At 39.8% G+C, this 18407-nt stretch carries 16 protein-coding genes; 6 read left to right on the plus strand and 10 right to left on the minus strand.

What is annotated here, in order from left to right:
• Nucleotides 1-27 precede the first annotated feature (27 nt).
• Nucleotides 28-828: a M15 family metallopeptidase gene (locus NSTC745_RS21685; RefSeq protein WP_445638655.1), complete on the minus strand. Its 801-nt coding sequence runs from the start codon at nt 826-828 to the stop codon at nt 28-30.
• Between the two features lie 102 nt (nt 829-930).
• Between NSTC745_RS21685 and NSTC745_RS21690 the strand changes: the two genes are divergently transcribed.
• Nucleotides 931-1848, plus strand: a complete 918-nt coding sequence (locus tag NSTC745_RS21690; protein ID WP_445632790.1) for an AEC family transporter — start codon at nt 931-933, stop codon at nt 1846-1848.
• Between the two features lie 35 nt (nt 1849-1883).
• On the opposite strand, the gene NSTC745_RS21695 is transcribed toward NSTC745_RS21690, so the two are convergent.
• The 3 genes from NSTC745_RS21695 to NSTC745_RS21705 all read right to left on the minus strand — a co-directional run bounded on the left by NSTC745_RS21695 (nt 1884) and on the right by NSTC745_RS21705 (nt 4991).
• Complete coding sequence (locus NSTC745_RS21695) at nt 1884-3500, minus strand: DNA sulfur modification protein DndB (RefSeq protein ID WP_445632791.1); 1617 nt, start codon at nt 3498-3500, stop codon at nt 1884-1886.
• A 2-nt stretch (nt 3501-3502) separates the two neighbouring features.
• Complete coding sequence (locus NSTC745_RS21700) at nt 3503-4057, minus strand: GIY-YIG nuclease family protein (RefSeq protein ID WP_445632792.1); 555 nt, start codon at nt 4055-4057, stop codon at nt 3503-3505.
• Between the two features lie 415 nt (nt 4058-4472).
• A complete protein-coding gene (locus NSTC745_RS21705; protein WP_445632793.1) occupies nt 4473-4991 on the minus strand; it encodes a phosphoribosyltransferase in 519 nt (172 codons plus the stop codon).
• A 72-nt stretch (nt 4992-5063) separates the two neighbouring features.
• On the opposite strand from NSTC745_RS21705, the gene NSTC745_RS21710 reads away from it, so the two are divergent.
• The gene (locus NSTC745_RS21710; RefSeq protein WP_445632794.1) at nt 5064-6515 is read left to right on the plus strand and encodes an MFS transporter; all 1452 of its coding nucleotides are present in this window, start codon (nt 5064-5066) and stop codon (nt 6513-6515) included.
• 482 nt (nt 6516-6997) lie between these two features.
• Here the strand turns inward: NSTC745_RS21710 and NSTC745_RS21715 are convergent, their stop codons facing one another.
• The 6 genes from NSTC745_RS21715 to NSTC745_RS21740 all read right to left on the minus strand — a co-directional run bounded on the left by NSTC745_RS21715 (nt 6998) and on the right by NSTC745_RS21740 (nt 13090).
• Entirely contained in the window at nt 6998-8080 is a 1083-nt protein-coding gene (locus tag NSTC745_RS21715; RefSeq protein ID WP_445632795.1) for a cyclic nucleotide-binding domain-containing protein, read from the minus strand.
• Nucleotides 8049-9275 (minus strand): DUF7005 family protein, encoded by a 1227-nt coding sequence (locus tag NSTC745_RS21720; RefSeq protein WP_445632796.1) that lies wholly within the window; start codon nt 9273-9275, stop codon nt 8049-8051. Before NSTC745_RS21720 ends, NSTC745_RS21715 begins: the two co-directional genes overlap by 32 nt.
• Nucleotides 9235-10071, minus strand: coding sequence for a MinD/ParA family ATP-binding protein (locus NSTC745_RS21725; protein WP_445632797.1), 837 nt, complete (start codon nt 10069-10071; stop codon nt 9235-9237). The genes NSTC745_RS21720 and NSTC745_RS21725 overlap by 41 nt, the downstream gene beginning before the upstream one ends.
• A 168-nt stretch (nt 10072-10239) precedes the next feature.
• The gene (locus tag NSTC745_RS21730) at nt 10240-10506 is read right to left on the minus strand and encodes a hypothetical protein (protein WP_445632798.1); all 267 of its coding nucleotides are present in this window, start codon (nt 10504-10506) and stop codon (nt 10240-10242) included.
• Nucleotides 10507-10749: 243 nt separating this feature from the next.
• On the minus strand, nt 10750-12171 hold the full coding sequence (locus NSTC745_RS21735; protein ID WP_445632799.1) for a cache domain-containing protein: 1422 nt from the start codon (nt 12169-12171) through the stop codon (nt 10750-10752).
• Nucleotides 12172-12280: 109 nt separating this feature from the next.
• Complete coding sequence (locus tag NSTC745_RS21740; protein ID WP_445632800.1) at nt 12281-13090, minus strand: response regulator transcription factor; 810 nt, start codon at nt 13088-13090, stop codon at nt 12281-12283.
• A gap of 310 nt (nt 13091-13400) precedes the next feature.
• Here NSTC745_RS21740 and NSTC745_RS21745 point away from each other — a divergent pair, with 310 nt between their 5' ends.
• The 4 genes from NSTC745_RS21745 (at nt 13401) to NSTC745_RS21760 (ending at nt 18389) form a co-directional block, all read left to right on the plus strand.
• Nucleotides 13401-14057, plus strand: a complete 657-nt coding sequence (locus NSTC745_RS21745) for a sigma-70 family RNA polymerase sigma factor (protein ID WP_445632801.1) — start codon at nt 13401-13403, stop codon at nt 14055-14057.
• A gap of 10 nt (nt 14058-14067) precedes the next feature.
• On the plus strand, nt 14068-15024 hold the full coding sequence (locus tag NSTC745_RS21750; RefSeq protein WP_445632802.1) for a DUF1822 family protein: 957 nt from the start codon (nt 14068-14070) through the stop codon (nt 15022-15024).
• A gap of 137 nt (nt 15025-15161) precedes the next feature.
• Nucleotides 15162-17489 (plus strand): CHASE2 domain-containing protein, encoded by a 2328-nt coding sequence (locus tag NSTC745_RS21755; protein ID WP_445632803.1) that lies wholly within the window; start codon nt 15162-15164, stop codon nt 17487-17489.
• Between the two features lie 138 nt (nt 17490-17627).
• Complete coding sequence (locus NSTC745_RS21760; RefSeq protein ID WP_445632804.1) at nt 17628-18389, plus strand: DUF928 domain-containing protein; 762 nt, start codon at nt 17628-17630, stop codon at nt 18387-18389.
• The last annotated feature ends 18 nt before the right edge of the window (nt 18390-18407 follow it).

An 18407-nucleotide genomic window follows, 5' to 3' on the forward strand; every position in this document is an offset into this window, starting at 1 on the left:
CATTCGGCTTTGAGCGTAGATAAAGTTTTATTTAGCTATTGGGGTGGGTTTTAAATTTCTGGCTCTATAGAATGTTTCCAAACTATCGCGATCGCCAACAAAACGCCAGTGCCAAGGTTCGTAACTCACACCTTGAATATTATTTTTGGCAAAGGACATTTCAAAGCCAAAACGCGCCGCATTTGCTTGTAGCCACTGATAAGCTTTGCTATTTTCAAAGTTAATTTGGAGATTAGTGGCTGGTGCTGCACCGTCTCCAATATCTACAGCGTAACCCGTGTGATGTTCGCTGTGACCTGGAGGAGCGCTGAGGGCAGCTCGTTGTGCTGGTGTTTGATTTCGCTCGGCACCCACACCAAAAAACAATTGCTCTTGGTCTTTAACCGAGCGAAAACCAGAAATTGGCACCAAAATTACATTTGCACTCCGCGCTGTTGCTACCATCTCCTGAAATTTTTGGGCAGCAGATTTTCGCATTCTAATGCCCCTATTTCCGGAAATGGTTACTAGTTCTGACTCAGGCGCTTGTGGATATGCCAGATGACCCAACAGAGTATTGTTGGAATTATTGGATGCTGGCGGAGTTACAGGAGCAGAACTAATTGGTGAAGGTTCAGAATTAACAGTTTTTTTCGGCGTAGTGATGAAAAACAAAAAACCGCTTATTAAAGCCAGCAGCAAAAAGCTCGCTACTCCCCCAATCAGTAAAATTTGGGGCTGCAACCACATCTTCGGTGCTGCAACAGGAGTATCGCGTATAGCCACTGGAATATCATCAGGGTCAGGTGATGAATTTTGCAGTTTTTTAGAAAACCCAGCTTTCTTCAAGGAAAAACTCCTGTTTTGTGGAATAGCCATAACAGATTTTGCACTGGACAAAAAGTATAAGTAACAGGTAGCATTTTACATTGGTGGTTCTTAGGTGCAATTTTGACAAACCTTTTAGAACTATACGTCAAGCTGGGAGGATTAATACTGGTAGGTTTTATTTTGGGACGCAAACTACCTGTAACGGTTCCTACCCATTTAGGACGGTTTCTTTATTGGGTGGGAGTACCCATAAGCATAGTATCTTTTTTGCGTCAATCCAGCTTGTCGGCGCAGGTTTGGATTGCACCCGCGATCGCTTACCTAGCCATTCTACTCGGTGCTTTTTTAGGTTGGGTAGGCATTAAAGCACAAGCTCATTTTAGAAAGACCGTTCCCCAAGCGCCAACTCAAGCTAGCTTCCTCCTAACAGCAATGTTCGGTAACACAGGCTTTCTCGGCTTTCCCATCACCTTAGCAATGGTAGGCAAGGAATACTTTGCTTGGGCGTTATTTTACGATTTGTTAGGTTCCTTCCCAGGAAGTTATGGCTTGGGTGTATTCCTAGCAGCGCGTTTTGGCGGTGGCGTCCAGAATCATTGGCACACAGTTAAAGCCATCTTAATTAATCCTGGTCTGTGGAGTTTTGGATTTGGATTACTGTTTCGAGAGGTGGCAATTCCCACCGTTGTGGAATTATTCCTAGAAAAATTAGCTTGGACTATCCTAGCTTTATCTTTAGTGTTAATTGGAATGCGATTAGCACTGCTCAATTCTTGGCGCAGTCTACCACAAGCCAGCATGAGCTTGGGCATCAAAATGTTATTAGTCCCATTAATCTTGGGCAGCATTCTGCCACTGTTTGGATTAACTGGTTCCACAGCTAAGGTAATAGTGCTGCAAATGGCTATGCCTCCAGCTTTCGCCACACTAGTAATTGCTGAAGCATTCAATCTCGATCGCGATTTGGCAGTAACAGCATTAGCCAGTGGAGTCATTCTGTTACTGCTTACTCTGCCGATTTGGCTGTGGCTGTTTTGATTTTAAATTTATTTACATAAAGATTAGTATTTTACTTACTCAGCTTCTTGAAAAATATCGTCATCATCTTCAATTTCATCAGATTCCTCTTCGTCTTCTTCAAAAGAGTCAAGCAAATCTCTTACTTCAGTAAAGGAGTTATTTGATTCAGAAGATTCTTTTATCTGCTCATCAATTAATTGAACTTCAGGTAATATAACATGAAACTCTTTTCTCCAATTTGATATCAAAGCTTCATTCCAGTTAACCTCATTACTGACATTCTCTTTAGTACGCTTTATCAATTCTCTCACGCCATCAGACGAATCAAGCAATATCATTTTAAGAAGTTCTATGCATTTATCACAGCCAGAAGTTTTAGTGATTATAGCTAGCTTTTCATTTGGTTGGACTAAAACATTAGCCCAATGAGCTTTATTTCGATTGAAAAAGCCATCTTCATACATCTTAGTTATACTAAGTGATATGGCATCAAAAATTGCTGGAATACGGTACTCTATTCTTATCTTAAGCAAGAACCTTGAAACAGCGAAAAAAAGAATTTTCTGTCCTATAAGAGTATACAGAATGTTGGAATCCCGTAATTTCTTTATACTTGTTTTTTGGAGCTTAGTTAATCCAGGTTGCTCCGGTTGAATAGGAACGTTTATACCTACATACTCAATCTGTGATACCCAGTCTTTGAATGGCTGAAGTTCAGTAAAAAACCACTTCAACAATGCTTTAGTGCCTATTTCATGAAGTTTAGGATGAGACTCATAATAAGTGTCCAAGGCCATCTTACGCTCACTTTGTGAATTAAATGGTTTCTTTAGAGCCTGCGTCTTATAATCTTTTAGTAGTTCAACAGTACATTGGCTTAATAAATCTAGAGTTGTTAGATAAGGGTCTGATTGAGTCAAGCTTCTTGTTGGGTCAGACCATTTAACGAATCTATCTTCAAGCACTCCTTCTTCTAAAAGCTTTCTAGGAATCAATGCTGATATTTTGCTATCATCTAACAAGAGTTGAGTTGGTTTATCGATTGATTTTGCTGTCTTGTTTATAACAGTAAAGATATTGCGAGTTGCTTTGATTATTTCATCTCTTACAGTTTCGCTTAAGTCTGCATGACCAACCCTACCCAGATTACCGAACACTAGATAAACCACAGGTATATCAAATGTTTCTGAGCAATTGAAATTGTCATTTTTTTGTTCTGGACTTAAAGGCTCTTTTCCTGTATAAGCATCCCAATATCTCTTTAATGAAAGAAGCCTATGTTGTCCATCAATTACAATTCTGGCTACGTTCTTATATAGCTTTAAGTTGACCCATTTCTCAACTGTTTTTCCCTGACTACTAACTGTAGAGAAGTCCCAAAATTCTCTTTGGTTATTCGAGTTAGGCAAAAGTACGACGACAATTGAATTAAAAAAACGAATTCTACTCTGCGCTAGGTAAGAAAAAATTTCTGTCTTTGCTCGGTTTTCATCTAGTTTTCTCTGAACTCGTTCAGAGAAACTCCAACTGCCTTGAATTTCATCAGCAAATCTAATATTTTCAACTGCATCACTTTGATCAAGAGTAGTTATAAAGTACCTTACCTCCCCAAACTTACCACTGATTGCCTTATATTCAATAGTTTCTGGAGACTGATTATCTAATTCCATTTTTAACTCCTCTGTGTATTAAATTTAGGCTGACATAGTTGAATTAATAAGCTTTCTAACTCTCTAGAAATATTTTTTGGGCAAAGTAAACAAACGAATAAAAATTCATCATTGGCTCTCAAATTTCCGTATTTGGAGAAAAAACCATCGTCTCTTTCCAAATGCTGAATAAATCTATATTTTAAGTTTATTGCAGTGCCAATGTAATCTGGCCGTTGGAGAATGCTACATGAGATTAACAGCTTTTTTAACATTCTTCGTTCTTGAGGCTGAGAAATAGCTTTGATAAATAGCTCCATTTTTGGAGATAATCCAATTGGCTCTCCACAAGTATCAACAATAAACTTACTTTTATTATCTTCTTCAAAAAACTTTGTTTTAAAGACAGTATTTTTTATACGATTATCTATACACTCAGACAAATTATTCTCTAAAAAATCAAATGCATGATAAAAAGCATAAATACCTGAGCTTTCAGGAAGATAATCTGCTGCGGATATAGTTGCTGTTACTACGGTAAAATTTTTGAAAAAGTTGTCGTGGACTGTTTCTTCCATAGATAAAAATCATAGAAAAATTAGATGATAAAATAAAGCTCAATTCTATCCCTATAAGTAGAAAGCTATCCTTTCCTAAATACTTGATATTTCAAACTACATATACTCACACCCGAAGAACAAGAGTACATCTCAAAGGCAAACAATAATATTAAAACACAATATAGACTGTTCAAAGGTTACAAAGTGTAGTTAAAAAATTACAGGATAGCTAGAAACTGGTGAATATGCGCCTTGTATTTATTAACACAGTTAAATTACTTTTGTAAAGTGTAATATAAATTACAGATTAGCCTATTCTATAGGAATCCTACTTAAATCTTGCTCAGTATACTGAGAAAAAAACTCTCTATGTTAAGCTTCTAGACAGCTTCGTCGTTCAAAAATCAAATAGGAACCCTATAGTAAGTATTTATCAACACGTTTGGCTAACCTTCGCCGCGAGTTCGGCGATGTTCATCTGTTCGTAGTGTTCAAAGGGTTGGTGAATCCAGGGGTTATCGGGTAGGTAATCAACGTAGTAATCGGGTGCTATAACTGAACAGGCTTTATACCACAGTACGGCTGTGCGAATTTCTTCAATGGCGAAATCTGTATTTTTTTTCAGCCAAGGAATAGTTTGCTGGAGTGTAATTCCAGAGTCTACTAAATCATCAACTAAAAGAATATGCGAACCTAACTTTTCATTGGTCATCGTCAAGTGGCGGGACAAAATTAAATTACTTCTTTCTTGCTTGCCGGGGCCGCTGTAAGATGAGGTTGCTAAAATTGCTAGGGGTTTATCGTATATCCGAGAGAGAATATCTCCAACTCGCAGTCCTCCTCTGGCAAGACAAATAATTTGGTTAAATTCCCAACCGGATTCATAAATCTGAATGGCCAGTTGTTCAATCTTTTGGTGATAATCTGACCAAGAAACATAAAGGTCTGGCATAATTCTTAGGGAATTGCTAAGCAGGTACTATTGAAGGCAAACGCAAACATTTTAGTATGAGGGCAAGTTATTATGAATGATTCTGTTGCCGATGGTGATGCCCAACGAAATCCTTTAAATGAAAAACTGGATTTTAAAACAAAATTGGCTTACGGTGCAGGAGATTTAGGCCCGGCCATTACTGCAAATATTTCTGTGTTTTTCCTGCTGGTTTTTTTTACTAATGTTGCTGGTATTCCAGCGGGTTTAGCTGGCAGTATTTTACTGATTGGCAAAATCTGGGATGGGGTAAACGATCCGGTTGTCGGGTTTCTGACTGATAAAACTAAATCTCGTCGCTGGGGTCGTCGTCTTCCTTGGATGTTTTATGGAGCAATTCCCTTTGGATTATTCTTTTTCTTGCAATGGATTGTACCGCAATTTAGTGCAGAGCAGAGTAATAATATTTGGCCGTTGTTTTGGTATTACGTGGCGATTGGGGTGATATCTCAGGCATTTTACACTGTTGTGAATTTGCCCTATACGGCCATGACTCCAGAATTAACTCAAGATTATGACGAACGCACTAGCCTTAACAGCTATCGCTTTACATTTTCTATTGGTGGTAGCATTTTGTCTTTGATTTTAACGCAAATTGTTTTTTCTCAAATTAGCGATCGCCAACAACAATATCTAGTTTTAGCAGCAATTTCTACAATAATTTCGATTTTAGGATTATATTGGTGCGTTTTTGGAGTCCGCGATCGCATTCTCGCTTTTGAAGCCAAACGCATCCAAATCGAGGAACCTCCATCTCTTCCCTTCTTTGAACAGTTAAAAATTGCTTTCAGCAACCGACCTTTTTTATTTGTTATTGGTATATATCTTTTTTCTTGGCTAGGAGTGCAAGTCACAGCCAGCATTATTCCCTATTTTGTAGTGGATTGTATGCGCCTCAAGGAATCAGATGTTCCCACGGTAATGATTGCAGTCCAAGGAACTGCTTTGGTGATGTTATTTGTCTGGGGTGAATTAAGCAAAAAAATTGGCAAAAAAGTTGTTTATTTTCTGGGGATGAGTTTATGGATTATAGCAGCCGCAGGATTATTTTTCTTACAACCCGGTCAAATTTTGTTGATGTATTTTATGGCTGTAATGGCAGGTATTGGTGTATCGACAGCTTATCTAATTCCCTGGTCGATGATTCCAGATGTGATTGAATTAGATGAACTGCAAACCGGACAACGCAGAGAAGGTATTTTTTATGGTTTCATGGTTTTACTACAAAAATTCGGTTTAGCTTTAGGGCTATTTTTAGTAGGAAATTCATTGGAAGTAGCCGGTTTTAAAGCTGCTGTTGCTGGACAAACTATATTACCTACTCAACCAGAATCAGCACTATTAGCTATTCGGATTGCTGTTGGGCCTATACCGGCAATTTGTCTAATTTTTGGCTTAGTATTAACGTATTTTTATCCAATTACCCGCGAGATGCACGCCGAAATTATGCTGAAACTCAAACAACGCCAAGAGAACAGAAATTGACAAACGCAATTAAATATGCGGTTGCCAGTGAAATCAAAATTGAACTGGTGTGCGAACCGACGCAATTTATTTTGTGAGTCCAAGATAATGGACAGGGATTTGATACAATTGGTATAAGGTATAGAATGATAGACTAATTTAAAAAACAATTTTTATATAAACAGGACTTACGCAAAATAAAGAAAAACGTAGACGCACAGCGGCTTCCCGAAGGGTACCGCAAAGGACGCGAAGTACACAAAGAAATAAGAGTTTCAAAAAGTTTTTGCGTAATATCATGTGCGCTTAATTACTTATTAAACCCGAAGAACCCCACCCCTTAATCCCCTCCCCGCTTGCTCTTAGGGGAGACAAAGCACCGCTTTGGCGGGGTGGGGTTTAATGATTACTGAAATCATAACTAATTACCCGAACATGATATAAGTCCTAATAAAATAGGTATTAATCCAAAACTTAACACCTAACATCGAAGATTGAAAGATTTAAATTGCTTTTAAATTTTTCAGCATCCAATCAAATTTTGTTCCAGCCACCGCCATTCGATCCAAAAGTTGAGAATCTAATTCATCTTCATATTCAACATTTTCATTTAGTGATTCACCCTTACTATAAACGCGTCTGCCATAACCAAGCCGACTAAGCAATTCATCCAATCTATTTGAAAGCAGAGTGACAATTACTCGATAAAAGCGAGATGCGAAACCGATATCTTGCTGTAATTTTGCTGCTAATTGTTGTCGAGGAATTGATAAGACAAGTGAGTCTTTAATAGCCTGGACTGTTGCAGGAGGTAGCTTAGTATCAATAAAAGGTGTTTCTCCGATAATTTCGCCCCTTGATAATCTTGCTATTTCTCGACTTTGGGTTTGGGTGTTCTCTATGGCTGCAAAAACCCGAATTAGGGGATTGCGGCGATCCTCAGAAATCGAAACTTTCATTGTTCCATCTAATAGGATATACAATGCATCTACAGGCCCTCCCTCACGGATGAGTATCGAGTCAGCAGCAACTTTTTGGCAACTACCTGTAGCAATCATCCAATCAATGTCACTGTCATTTAATTCTCCCAAAACAAACAGCATATCTCTCAATGCCTGACCTTTAATCAGCTTGTTACGACCGAGTTGAGTTATTCTGTCTGAAAGTAGAATAGCGATCGCTCGATAAAAACGGCAAGCAAAACCAACATCTTTGTGCAATTTCACCGCCAAGTCCTGTTGAGGAATCGATATCACCAGCGACTTTTCAACAGCCCTCACGCTTGCAGCAGTTGGGCGTACATTAACAAATGGAATTTCTCCCACTATCTCACCGCTTGATAACCTCGCAATTTCCCGATCTTTTATTTCGCTGCCCTCTATGGCTGTAAAAGCACGGCCGAGAGGATTTTTATCAGTTTGAGAAATAGTAACTACCAAAGTTCCATCGAGTATCAAATGTAGAGTATCGCTACTTTTTCCCTCTTGGATGAGTACAGTACCAGCAGCTATTTCCCTCTGAAAACCTGTAGCAATCATCCAATTAATATCGCTATTACTTAATTCCTGGAGTAGAACTTCTGCCATAAAATCGATCTATGTTTTTTTGGATACGCAAGTTTGCCTCTCCTGAAGCCAATTCTTCCAATGTCAAACAGGAAAGAGCGATTAAAATCAAAGTTTGGCGATCGGATTTATCTATTAATTGATGTGAAATATTTGTGTAGGTTTGGCCTAAATCCCCATTAAACTCAGCATCAAAACACTGCAAATTTTCTGCGGCATTTTTCACTAAAATCTTTAATATCTCAAAAGCTCCATCTGAAAGCGGCGGTTGACCCCGATAATTTTGTAGTCTACCCCCCTGCCGATAATCTGGAAATGACTCCAGCCCCAAAAAGCGCAAAAACCAGTCAGCGCGATAGTATCCGATAGCCGCCACAATGCCTCTGTAGTCGGCAATCAATTCATCAAGCAGGTTGTTACGCATTGAATTAAACAAGCAATAGGTGAGGTAGTGAGTACATTCATGTTCCAGCCGAATTGTCAGCGATAGACGCCGCCATTCCTGTTCCGACACTCCTACATCGCTGGCTGAAACATTGCTATAATCACCGTCACTCAAAATAATGAACCGATCCTGATAAAGTTCCTTTTGCGGTATCAGCAGCTTAAACTCTTCTGTCCATTCAGCTTCAGAGCAATTAGGAAAATTATGTTCCCATTGTTCGCGATAGCGGCGAATTCGATCCCAGTTGTTGAAGCCGGCAACTATGCAAGCTCCCATAGAAGCAGGAACTAAACTCGGTTCATTCCGCATTGTTAGCGCCTGTACCAAAGAAACAAAATCTTGGCGGTTTCCAGTTTGCAAAACTGGAATCGCTCCAGCTAAACTTTGATGCACTCTTAATTGCAGTTTTTCTGGTTCCTTCAAAAGCAAACCAGTTGCTTCAGCCATACCATCCACCGATAGACCTTTGCGGGTAGCAGAACGATATGCCTCAGTCTGGCTGATACCTTCGAGTATGGGAAACCTTAACTGAACCAATACGCGTCTGAGTGCTTCAAAGGTTCCTATATCCTTGCCAGCAATTGCATATTCCTCCCAAGCAGCTATGTGGGGTTTAGATGGCAGCGGAAACTTGAGGGGAAGTTTTAAACAGGTGCGGTCAAAGATGTTTTGATTGTAGGCAAGCAGCTCTTGTGTCTCTTCGGCATTAGCGCCGTAGTAGGCAAGTATACTAGCACGAAATTCCTGTTGGTCGATCGATTGTGTAGACATCGCCTCCTATAATTACCTCCTCTTGGTTACTACAAATGTGTGCAGCAATTTTTTTCACTGTCTGGCTAAAAGGGCGATCGCAATGACGCAGACAGAAAATATCGCTACTTGCCAGCTGAACTATCTCTTCAGAAAGAGGTACAATGCCCGCTACTGGGGTGTTATAGAGCGTTTCTATCTGTTTTTGCAAAGAATCAAAGTCAAAGGCTGGTAGCACTTTATTGACCACCAACAGCATTTGAGACACTTGCAACTTTCTTGCTACATCGACTGTGACAGCAGTACCCTGAAAATCTTGGCGGTCTGGACGCATGATTACAACCAAAATATCAGAGATAGCAATGGAAAGTAAGGTTTCTTCATTAAGTCCGGGGTGAGTGTCAATCAGTAAATAGTCCAGCTTCAAATAGCGGATGAAATCTTCAAAGCCTTCGTTGAGTCGGCTTACGTCATAACCTTCGCGCAAAATTCGGGAAATTTCATTAGCTTTGATACTCGAAGGAATCAGGTAGAGGCTGCCGTCTGCCATACCTGTCTCATTTTCTGCCTTGAGAACGTTACTGACATCGTAGATAGCTTCTTTAATAGCACAACGACCCCACAAATAGTCATTGAGAGAACGATTAATTTTTTCTTCGTCTAGACCGAAAATAATATGAATCCCTGGTGATTGGATGTCGGTGTCAACAATACCTACGCGTTGTCCTTGGCGTGCAAGAACAGCACCTAAGTTGGCAATCAGGTTTGATTTGCCAGTGCCACCACGGAATGAGTGAACAGATACAATTTTTGTCATAATGCAACGCTTAGTAGTAATTCGTAAATAAGTCAACGTGAATTTGACAAGACAAACCCACCCAGCCTTCCTCTCCTTGAAGGAGCTACGGTGTACACACAAGTAGAATTACCTCCCTTGGAAAGCTACCGTGTATACATAAGTAGAATTACCCCCCTTAATCCCCCCTTATAAAGGGGGGAAAAAGAAATCTAGTTCCCTCTCCTTTATAAGGCTACGGTGTACACACAGTCTCTTGACCTGCACCTTTGTTGCATCGGCTTGCACCTTTGTTGCATTGACTTGCACCTTTGTTGCATCGGCTGGCACCTTTGTTGCATTGACTTGCACCTTTGTTGCATCGCCTTGCACTTTTGTTGCATTGGCTTGCACCTTTGTTGCATCGCCTTGCACCTTTGTTGCATCGCCTTGCACTTTTGTTGCATCGAAGAGCAAAAATTAATTTTCTGTGTCTTACACAACAAGTCTAAAAGACTTGCGCGTACACGGTAGCCTTTATAAGGGGAGGGTTAGGGTGGGGTAAAACCAGGATTTATCAACTATTTGAGACTTGTGTATACACCGTAGCCTTGGAAAGGGGGGAAAAAGAAATCTAGTTCCCTCCCCTTTACAAGGGGAGGGTTAGGGAGGGGTAATTCAATGACTAGTAGTGATTCCATATGAGTTAATTCGATCGCCTTATAAGGGGCGACTCTTGAGCTTTTGTGCTTTTTTATGCAATTGTTGGAAGTAGTCTGTTTCAGTTTCACGAGCTTCTACCTTTCGAGCCTTGAGATTTCGCGCCTTTTTTTGCAACTGCTGAAAGTAATCTGTCTCAGTAATTTCAGCTACTTGACTAACTCTTTTAGCTTCGTCAATCTCAATATGCAGTTCCTTAACTTGCTGTTTTAGCTTCTGCTCTCGCGCCTTCACCTCTTGAGACATCTCCAGAAAAACGCGCACTAATTGACCGATGTCGTCATTTGTACTTCCTGCCTCAATTAATTTTTGAGTATTAAAATCTTCTTCTTGTACTAGTGCTTTGGCTGCTTTTGTAAGGACACGAATCGGTTTAGCAATGCTTTGTGCTAAGAACAGTGCTACGATCGCCGCGATCGCTCCCACTGCTAGTAAGCTGAGGATGTTCTGCCAGATCAGACGATTTAGGGGAGCAGAAAATTGGGCAATTGGTTTGGTAACGCCCAAAACCCAAGGTTCTTCATCCAAGGGTGCAAAGCCGATCGCTTGGTGCATCTGCTCTGACGGTGAATAATAGCTAGTATGACCGGGTTGTTTAGCTCTCACCATCACTGCTGCTAACTCTGGAATTTCTAGGCTTTGAATCTGATTGAGGCCATAAAGGCGATCGCTCTCAATTTGCTTGAGTTTCTCTGGGGGCAAACGAGCTAGGCTATGGTAAAGCAAGGATTTATCGGGGTGACTGATAATAATTCCATGCTCGTCAATCAAAAAGGCATCGCTAAGAGAACCTGCGTGTAGTGCATTTACAATTGCCCAAATGTCTTGTCCCTTAATCTTTAAAACTGCCACCCCTACAATTGTGCCGCCAACAGACCGCACGGGGTTAGAAAAGTAAATGCCTGGGCGTTTGCTTGTTGTCCCAATCGAAATGCTAGAAACATAAGGGCGTCCCCGAAGCGATTGTTGAAAGTATTCTCGATAGGCGTAGTTTTGACCGATGAATGTTGGATCGGTGGCAGCGAGGCAGCGTCCTGCTCTATCCATGATATAAACTACATCATAGTCAGGATTAGAGCGAAAAACATTGTCTAGCGATCGCTGCATCGAAGATCGAAAAGCTGTTTGCTTCTGGGGTGTGGTAGAAGCTAAAAAACTCACCACATCTTTATCTGTGCTGATTTGCACTGCAACGCGCTGGATATCAACGATTAGTTGATCGAGACGATTAGCGTTACTGGTAGCTAAAAGTTCTAGTTTGCGGTATTCGCTATCCTCTGCATTCTTGAGACTTCGTTGTAAGCTGTGATAAGTGGTGAAGCTCATCGGTATGAGGGCAACACAAAGCAGTGCTACCGAAAGTTTAGTCCTAATAGACCAGGTAATTGGGTAAAAAAGCCGATACAAATGCTTGATTTTCATCTCTGCTTTGTCGCTGAAGTATCTGCTCAGACATAGCAATATCTTCGTAGTGTAGAAAACACTAAATTCGGACGCAATGTACAATTTTTTCGTAAGACTAACAATTCTTTCAGTTATGCTTGGCACTGCATTGCAGACGTTGGGCGTTGCGCCAAGCTTGGGGCGTAGTTCCATGATATTGGCGAAACTGACGGAAGAAATGAACTGCATTTTGATAGCCTACGGCCTGAGCGATCGCATCTACTGGCTGCTCGGTTTTTTGAAGTAAAAAGCATACCTCTGCCATTCTGCGATCGACAATCCAACGGTTGACTGTACGTCCCGTCAAGCGTCTCACCTGACTGGTAAGATAAGCTGGAGAGTAACCAACTGCAAGAGCCACATCGCATAAACCAATAGACTGATGAAAATTAGTCTCTATAAAGTCGAAGACTTTACTTAGTTGAGAACAGTTAGGAAAAATTAAATGCGGTTCTATCGAGTTTTCAGTATTAGCTGTGGATGGTGTTTTTAAGTACTGAAACTGTGCAGCATACCACTGTTGAAGAATTTCCTGTTTTTGCAGTCGAGCAGTAATCGTTCTTATTACTTCTTCTACCGTAAAGGGTTTAATTAGATAGTCATCGGCTCCCAAATTCATTCCTTGACGAACCTCAGCCTGAGTAGCCTCAGCCGTGAGAAATACGAACGGAATAATTGCTGTAGCGGGATTTTGGCGTAGCGTTCTTAAGACGCCATAACCATCAAGCTTCGGAATTAGAATGTCGCAAATTACTAAATCTGGTAAATATTCTTGTGCTTTTTGAACGCCAACAACACCGTTTTCCGCAGCGATCGCTTCAAATCCTTTTATCTCTAAACTGTCTAAAAATATATCTCGGCTTTCTACCTCATTTTCAATCACTAAAATCTTTTTCATTGCCTCCTCCTAAAGTGTAGTTATTAGTTTTAGGCAAGAACAAGCTTCTGTAACGATCTATTAATTTACTGATGCGTTGTTCTAGTTGTTTCTCTTGCTCCTGCAACTTTTTTTACGCGAAGTGATAGATTTTTATTACAAAACTTTACTAAATATCTTCTAAACTGATGAATTCTATGAAAGTAGGGGAATTGTGCTGGTAAAAACCTCTGAATGTAAACATTCGTGACGAAAAGAATTGTTTTGCATAAAATTTCAAGCCAGACAGCGAGACAAAAATAGAGATTCAGTTTCGCTTTTGGAGTCTCAGATGCATCATCCCGAACAAGATGAACTAGATTCATATTTATTACAACTGGCTACTTCGGCTCAAAAATATCCGCCGCGATCGCCAGAACGACAACTCGCTCTAACAAAGCTTGTTAATGGCATTGTACGCTCCTCTAGGCTTGGCCATCCCCAAAAAAGTCAATTTCCAGCAACTGTATATGAAAATATTTATGATGAGGCACGTCAGGAACTTTTGCTTTATATTTGCGAAAAAATTGATAAATACGACGCAGAACGCGGTAGTGTCATGGCCTGGGTTAACGTGCTTTTAGAAAGACGATTTATTAAAGATGCTATTAATAAATGCCAAAATTCGCCACGTTTAAAAATAATAACTATTACCGATCTTGATAATTTTATTGCCTCACCGGAAGAACCAAAAAATCTGACAGAAATATTACAAGAATGTATCGAATCAGATCCAGAAGATATGTTTAAAAACGAACATATAGAAAAACGCCCTCAAGTTAACTTTCAAGCATTGGCAAAGCGACGACTCTTAGGAAAATCTTGGAAAGATATTTCTGCTGAATTTCAAATAAAAACTCCCACAGTTAGTAGTTTCTATTATCGATGTATAAATAAATTTTCTTCAAGATTAAAAGAGTATTGTGTTAATGATATAACTTACAATTAGAGATTAATAAATGATGAAAAACCTTTCACAATCTTTAACCTTTAGCGTACCTATAAGTTTGTCAGATCGCGCACTAGCAGAACAGTTTCGTTCCCAACATAGCAATCCAGTAAAAGCCAAGCGAGTTTATCTCAATACTTTAGCGGTATCTGCGGTGAAATTTTACCTGCATTGCATGGGAATTGAAACAAATTTGTCGGGGAATTTAAGTTGGAACCCAGCTATGCAAACAGTAATGGATGTTGCTGATTTACAAGTCATTGGTAAAGGTAAGATCGAGTGCCTTCCAGTATTACCAAATGAAAAGATTATTCAGATTCCACCAGAAGTTTGCTCGGACAGAATTGCTTATGTAGCTGTACAGCTTGATGAATCGCTAAGAAAAGCAACTTTGTTAGGATTTATGAAAACTGTGAATGAATCGAGTTGTGTAGCTATAAATGAGTTGCGATCGCTCGAAGAATTTATCTTACAACTAAGTAAAACGTCTGAAAATATAAAACAACCAATCCACCTGAGTAACTGGTTAATCAATGTTGTTGAAATGGGTTGGCAAACGGTTGAATCACTTTTGTCCCAACCAGCAGAAGTAGCTTTTAAATTTAGATCTACGGAACAAACTTTAGATCGAAGTTCAGATAATTCAAATATTAGCGTCCAAAAAGGTATACTGCTGGACTTAGGGCAACAATCAGAAAGTAAACCAATATTTTTAATAGTCGGGTTGATACCTGTTAGCAAACAAGAAATAAACATTTGCGTGAAAGTTTGCCCAGCTAGTAGCCAAAAGTATCTGCCAGAAGAACTTGAAGTCATGGTGTTGGACGATTTAGGCACTTCTGTGATGCAAGCTACGGCAAGGAGCACTAAGAGTATTCAACTAAATTTTAGTAGCGAACTAGGAGAGCATTTTAGCATTAAAATTGCCTTGGGTGATGTCAAGTTTACAGAGGCATTTACAGTCTGAAAATCAGTACAAAGGAATACTATTATTTATTGTAATACTCACCTAAGATAGATTATTGTTGATCGGCGTTGTAACAAAGTTTCAGTATCTGGTAGTGTTATTTTCATCATCTAAAATCCCTAATTTCAAATGGGTATATGGCAAAGTTAGTTGTTCTGAAACTAGATGGTAATTTGTCAGAACACGGTTATCGCGTGACACTGGAAATTGGAGCAGAAAATGTTCGCCCAAAACTAGAAATTTCTGGTAATTTACCCCCATGTCCGGACTTGATTGCTGACTTAAATCAGTGGCAAGAGAAATACCGAAATTTGGGGATAGCTAGCCGGATAAAACCCCAAGAAATTATTTATGATGGTTCTATCAAAAGTCAAATTGAAAAATGTCGCCAGTCATCTGAATTATTAAGCGATCGCCTGCAAAAATGGCTTGACTCTCAGGAATTTCGCCCTATCAATAATACATTGCGTGAAGAATTAAACAGAGATGAAATAATTCGCGTTTTAATCCGCACCGACGATCCGCAACTACATAGGCTTCCTTGGCATTTGTGGGATTTTTTTAACAGATACTCCCAAGCAGAATTCGCTTTGACTGCAACAGCTTTTGAAATACCCAATACAGCATCGCACAAGCCAAAAGTAAGAATTTTAGCGATTTTGGGAAATAGTATTGGAATCGATATTCAAAAAGACCGCCAATTATTAGAAAATTTGCCAAATTCCGAAATAGTTTTTTTAGTAGAACCTCAACGCAATGAGCTAAATAATTATTTGTGGCAGCAATGGGATATTTTATTTTTTGCAGGACATAGTGAAAATGCTAATGGGAAAGGGCAAATTTATATTAATCAAACTGATAAATTAGCAATTAATGAATTAAAGAATGGTTTAAAAAGTGCGATCGCCCAAGGTTTGCAATTAGCAATTTTTAACTCTTGCGATGGTTTGGGATTAGCATCACAGCTTGTTTGTTTGCATATTCCCCAGATGATTGTTATGCGCGAACCCGTGCCAGATGAAGTGGCGCAAGAATTTTTAAAGAATTTTCTGATCGGTTTTTCTAGCGATAAATCTCTTTATCTAGCATTACGAGAAGCAAGGGAAAAGTTGCAAGGCTTAGAGGATAGATTTCCGAATGCAACTTGGTTGCCAGTAATTTTTCAAAACCCTAGAATTACACCACCAACTTGGAAAAATTTCTACTCTCAAAAAATTGAGTTTAAACGTATTTTCTTGACCATAATTTTGGTTAGCGTACTTGTAACAACAAGTGTAATAGGAGCGCGTTATCTAGGGATGTTACAACAAAGTGAATTGCAAAGTTATGACCATTTCATGCAAATGCGATCGCCTTGGGAAAGGTCAGATCCGCGCCTATTAATAGTTACTATTGGTGAGGCTGATATTTATTATCAAAACCAGCAAGGCATGAAAGGCAGAGGATCGCTTTCGGATCGAGCATTGGCTCAACTCTTGCAAAAATTAGAGCAGTATCAACCAACAACTATCGGTATAGATATTTATCGCGATTTTCCTGTAGAACCCAATTTTCCAAATTTAGTTACTCAGCTACAACAAGATAATCGCATTTTTACAGTATGCAAAGTTTCTGCTGATTTGGATGGCGAACCTGATGGCATTCATCCCCCCGAAGAAGTTCCACAAGAACGCCAGAGTTTTAGTGATTTTGTTGCAGACGATGATGAAATTCTCCGCCGCCAATTGTTGAATTTAACTCCTCCCTTAGAATCGCCATGTGCCGCGGCAGATGCTTTTAGTCTTCAGCTTGCACGTCACTATTTGCAAGCTAAAGGTATTCAAGCAGAGATTAATTCTGAAGGATATTTGCAGATTGGTAATGTTGTGTTTCGACCATTAAAAGAACACTCAAGTGGCTACCAAAGAATTGATGCATCCGGTTACCAAGTCCTACTCAATTATCGTTCTTTGCGTCCTAATGAAAAAATTGCCGAGACAGTATCTCTTAAAGATGTTTTGAATGACCAAATTAACCCTGAGTTAGTCGAGTCATTAAAAAATCGGATTGCGATGATTGGTGTTACTGCACCAAGTAATAAAGCTGATTATTGGAAAACCCCTGACAAAAAAAAGAAAATACAAGGATTATTCGTACAAGCGCAGATGGTGAGCCATATTCTTAGTGCCGTTGAGGATCGTAAACCTTTGTTTTGGTGGTGGTCTGGATGGCTTGAAGCCCTTTGGATCTGGGGATGGTCATTGACCGGAGGAATTATAGCATGGCGTTGCTCAAAACCTCTGTACCTTGGATTAGGGATATCTGCGGCGCTGTTAGCACTATTTGGAATTTGCTTTGGCATCTTTACACAAGCGGGGTGGATACCGTTTGTGCCCCCTGTACTGGCATTAGTCTTGACAGCTACGGCTGTTGTCTGGAGGTTACGCACAAATGATTCAGTTTTTCCAGCCTTATTTCAGAAATAACATCAAATATTTTGGCACTGAATGATGACCAGCAATAATCTACCTCAAAACCAGAAAAAACTAGTAATTTATCAACTAAAATTTAACGGATTTGTAGTTTATGTTTTGAGACTAAAGCGCTTATTACAAACTTGCATTATGCCTTTGCTACTGCTTAGTATTGCGAATCCTACACAAATAAATGCACAAGTTCCCCAACCCGTGAAAAAGGTTGTACCTAAGACTCAAAACCGCCTTGCACAATTGAAATTTCCCCGCAATGGCGCACCCATTGGTCGCCGCCAAGGAGGCGCAAGGCGTACTGGGACTGAATGCCCAAATCTGGAAACGCCTATTACTGCTTTAGTGCCTGGTGAAGAAACTTCAGATGAATCAAAATCTTTCTTGGCATTAACAGTCTCTGAGTATCCCACTTTTTGGTTTTATCTACCACAGTTACCTAACTTAGGCACTGGAGAGTTTGTATTTCAAGATGAAAAGGGCAAAGACATCTACCGCACGCCTTTAACGCTGCCTAAAAAATCTGGTGTCATCAGCATTAATTTACCGCCAAGTCCGCAATATGCTTTGAAGCAAGACAACAAATATCAATGGTACTTCAAAGTTTTTTGTGGTAATCCCCAAACTACATCTGAGTATTTTTATGTTAAAGCATGGGTGCAACGGGTGGCGTTAACGAGCGAGCTTGAAAATCAGTTAAAGACGACAAAACCAGGGGAATATATTGCCTATGCTGTCAACTATATTTGGCAGGATGCCTTAACTAATTTAGCTGACATGCGGCGTCATAATCCAGGCGATCGCGTGTTGCTCAATGATTGGACTAATTTATTAACAGCTGTTGGTTTATCAGAATTTGCCTCTGCGCCCGTTATTGGGCGTTATGGTTCCGAAAAATAGAGGCTGACAATTATTACT

This window comes from Nostoc sp. DSM 114161 (assembly GCF_052692665.1).

Coding starts and splice junctions, on each gene's coding strand:
- NSTC745_RS21710 (WP_445632794.1), top strand. CDS start 5,064: ATGAATGATTCTGTTGCCGATGGTGATGCCCAACGAAATCCTTTAAAT.
- NSTC745_RS21700 (WP_445632792.1), bottom strand. CDS start 4,057: ATGGAAGAAACAGTCCACGACAACTTTTTCAAAAATTTTACCGTAGTA.
- NSTC745_RS21740 (WP_445632800.1), bottom strand. CDS start 13,090: ATGAAAAAGATTTTAGTGATTGAAAATGAGGTAGAAAGCCGAGATATA.
- NSTC745_RS21705 (WP_445632793.1), bottom strand. CDS start 4,991: ATGCCAGACCTTTATGTTTCTTGGTCAGATTATCACCAAAAGATTGAA.
- NSTC745_RS21760 (WP_445632804.1), top strand. CDS start 17,628: ATGCCTTTGCTACTGCTTAGTATTGCGAATCCTACACAAATAAATGCA.
- NSTC745_RS21720 (WP_445632796.1), bottom strand. CDS start 9,275: ATGTCTACACAATCGATCGACCAACAGGAATTTCGTGCTAGTATACTT.
- NSTC745_RS21745 (WP_445632801.1), top strand. CDS start 13,401: ATGCATCATCCCGAACAAGATGAACTAGATTCATATTTATTACAACTG.
- NSTC745_RS21755 (WP_445632803.1), top strand. CDS start 15,162: ATGGCAAAGTTAGTTGTTCTGAAACTAGATGGTAATTTGTCAGAACAC.
- NSTC745_RS21735 (WP_445632799.1), bottom strand. CDS start 12,171: ATGAAAATCAAGCATTTGTATCGGCTTTTTTACCCAATTACCTGGTCT.
- NSTC745_RS21715 (WP_445632795.1), bottom strand. CDS start 8,080: ATGGCAGAAGTTCTACTCCAGGAATTAAGTAATAGCGATATTAATTGG.
- NSTC745_RS21695 (WP_445632791.1), bottom strand. CDS start 3,500: ATGGAATTAGATAATCAGTCTCCAGAAACTATTGAATATAAGGCAATC.
- NSTC745_RS21725 (WP_445632797.1), bottom strand. CDS start 10,071: ATGACAAAAATTGTATCTGTTCACTCATTCCGTGGTGGCACTGGCAAA.
- NSTC745_RS21750 (WP_445632802.1), top strand. CDS start 14,068: ATGATGAAAAACCTTTCACAATCTTTAACCTTTAGCGTACCTATAAGT.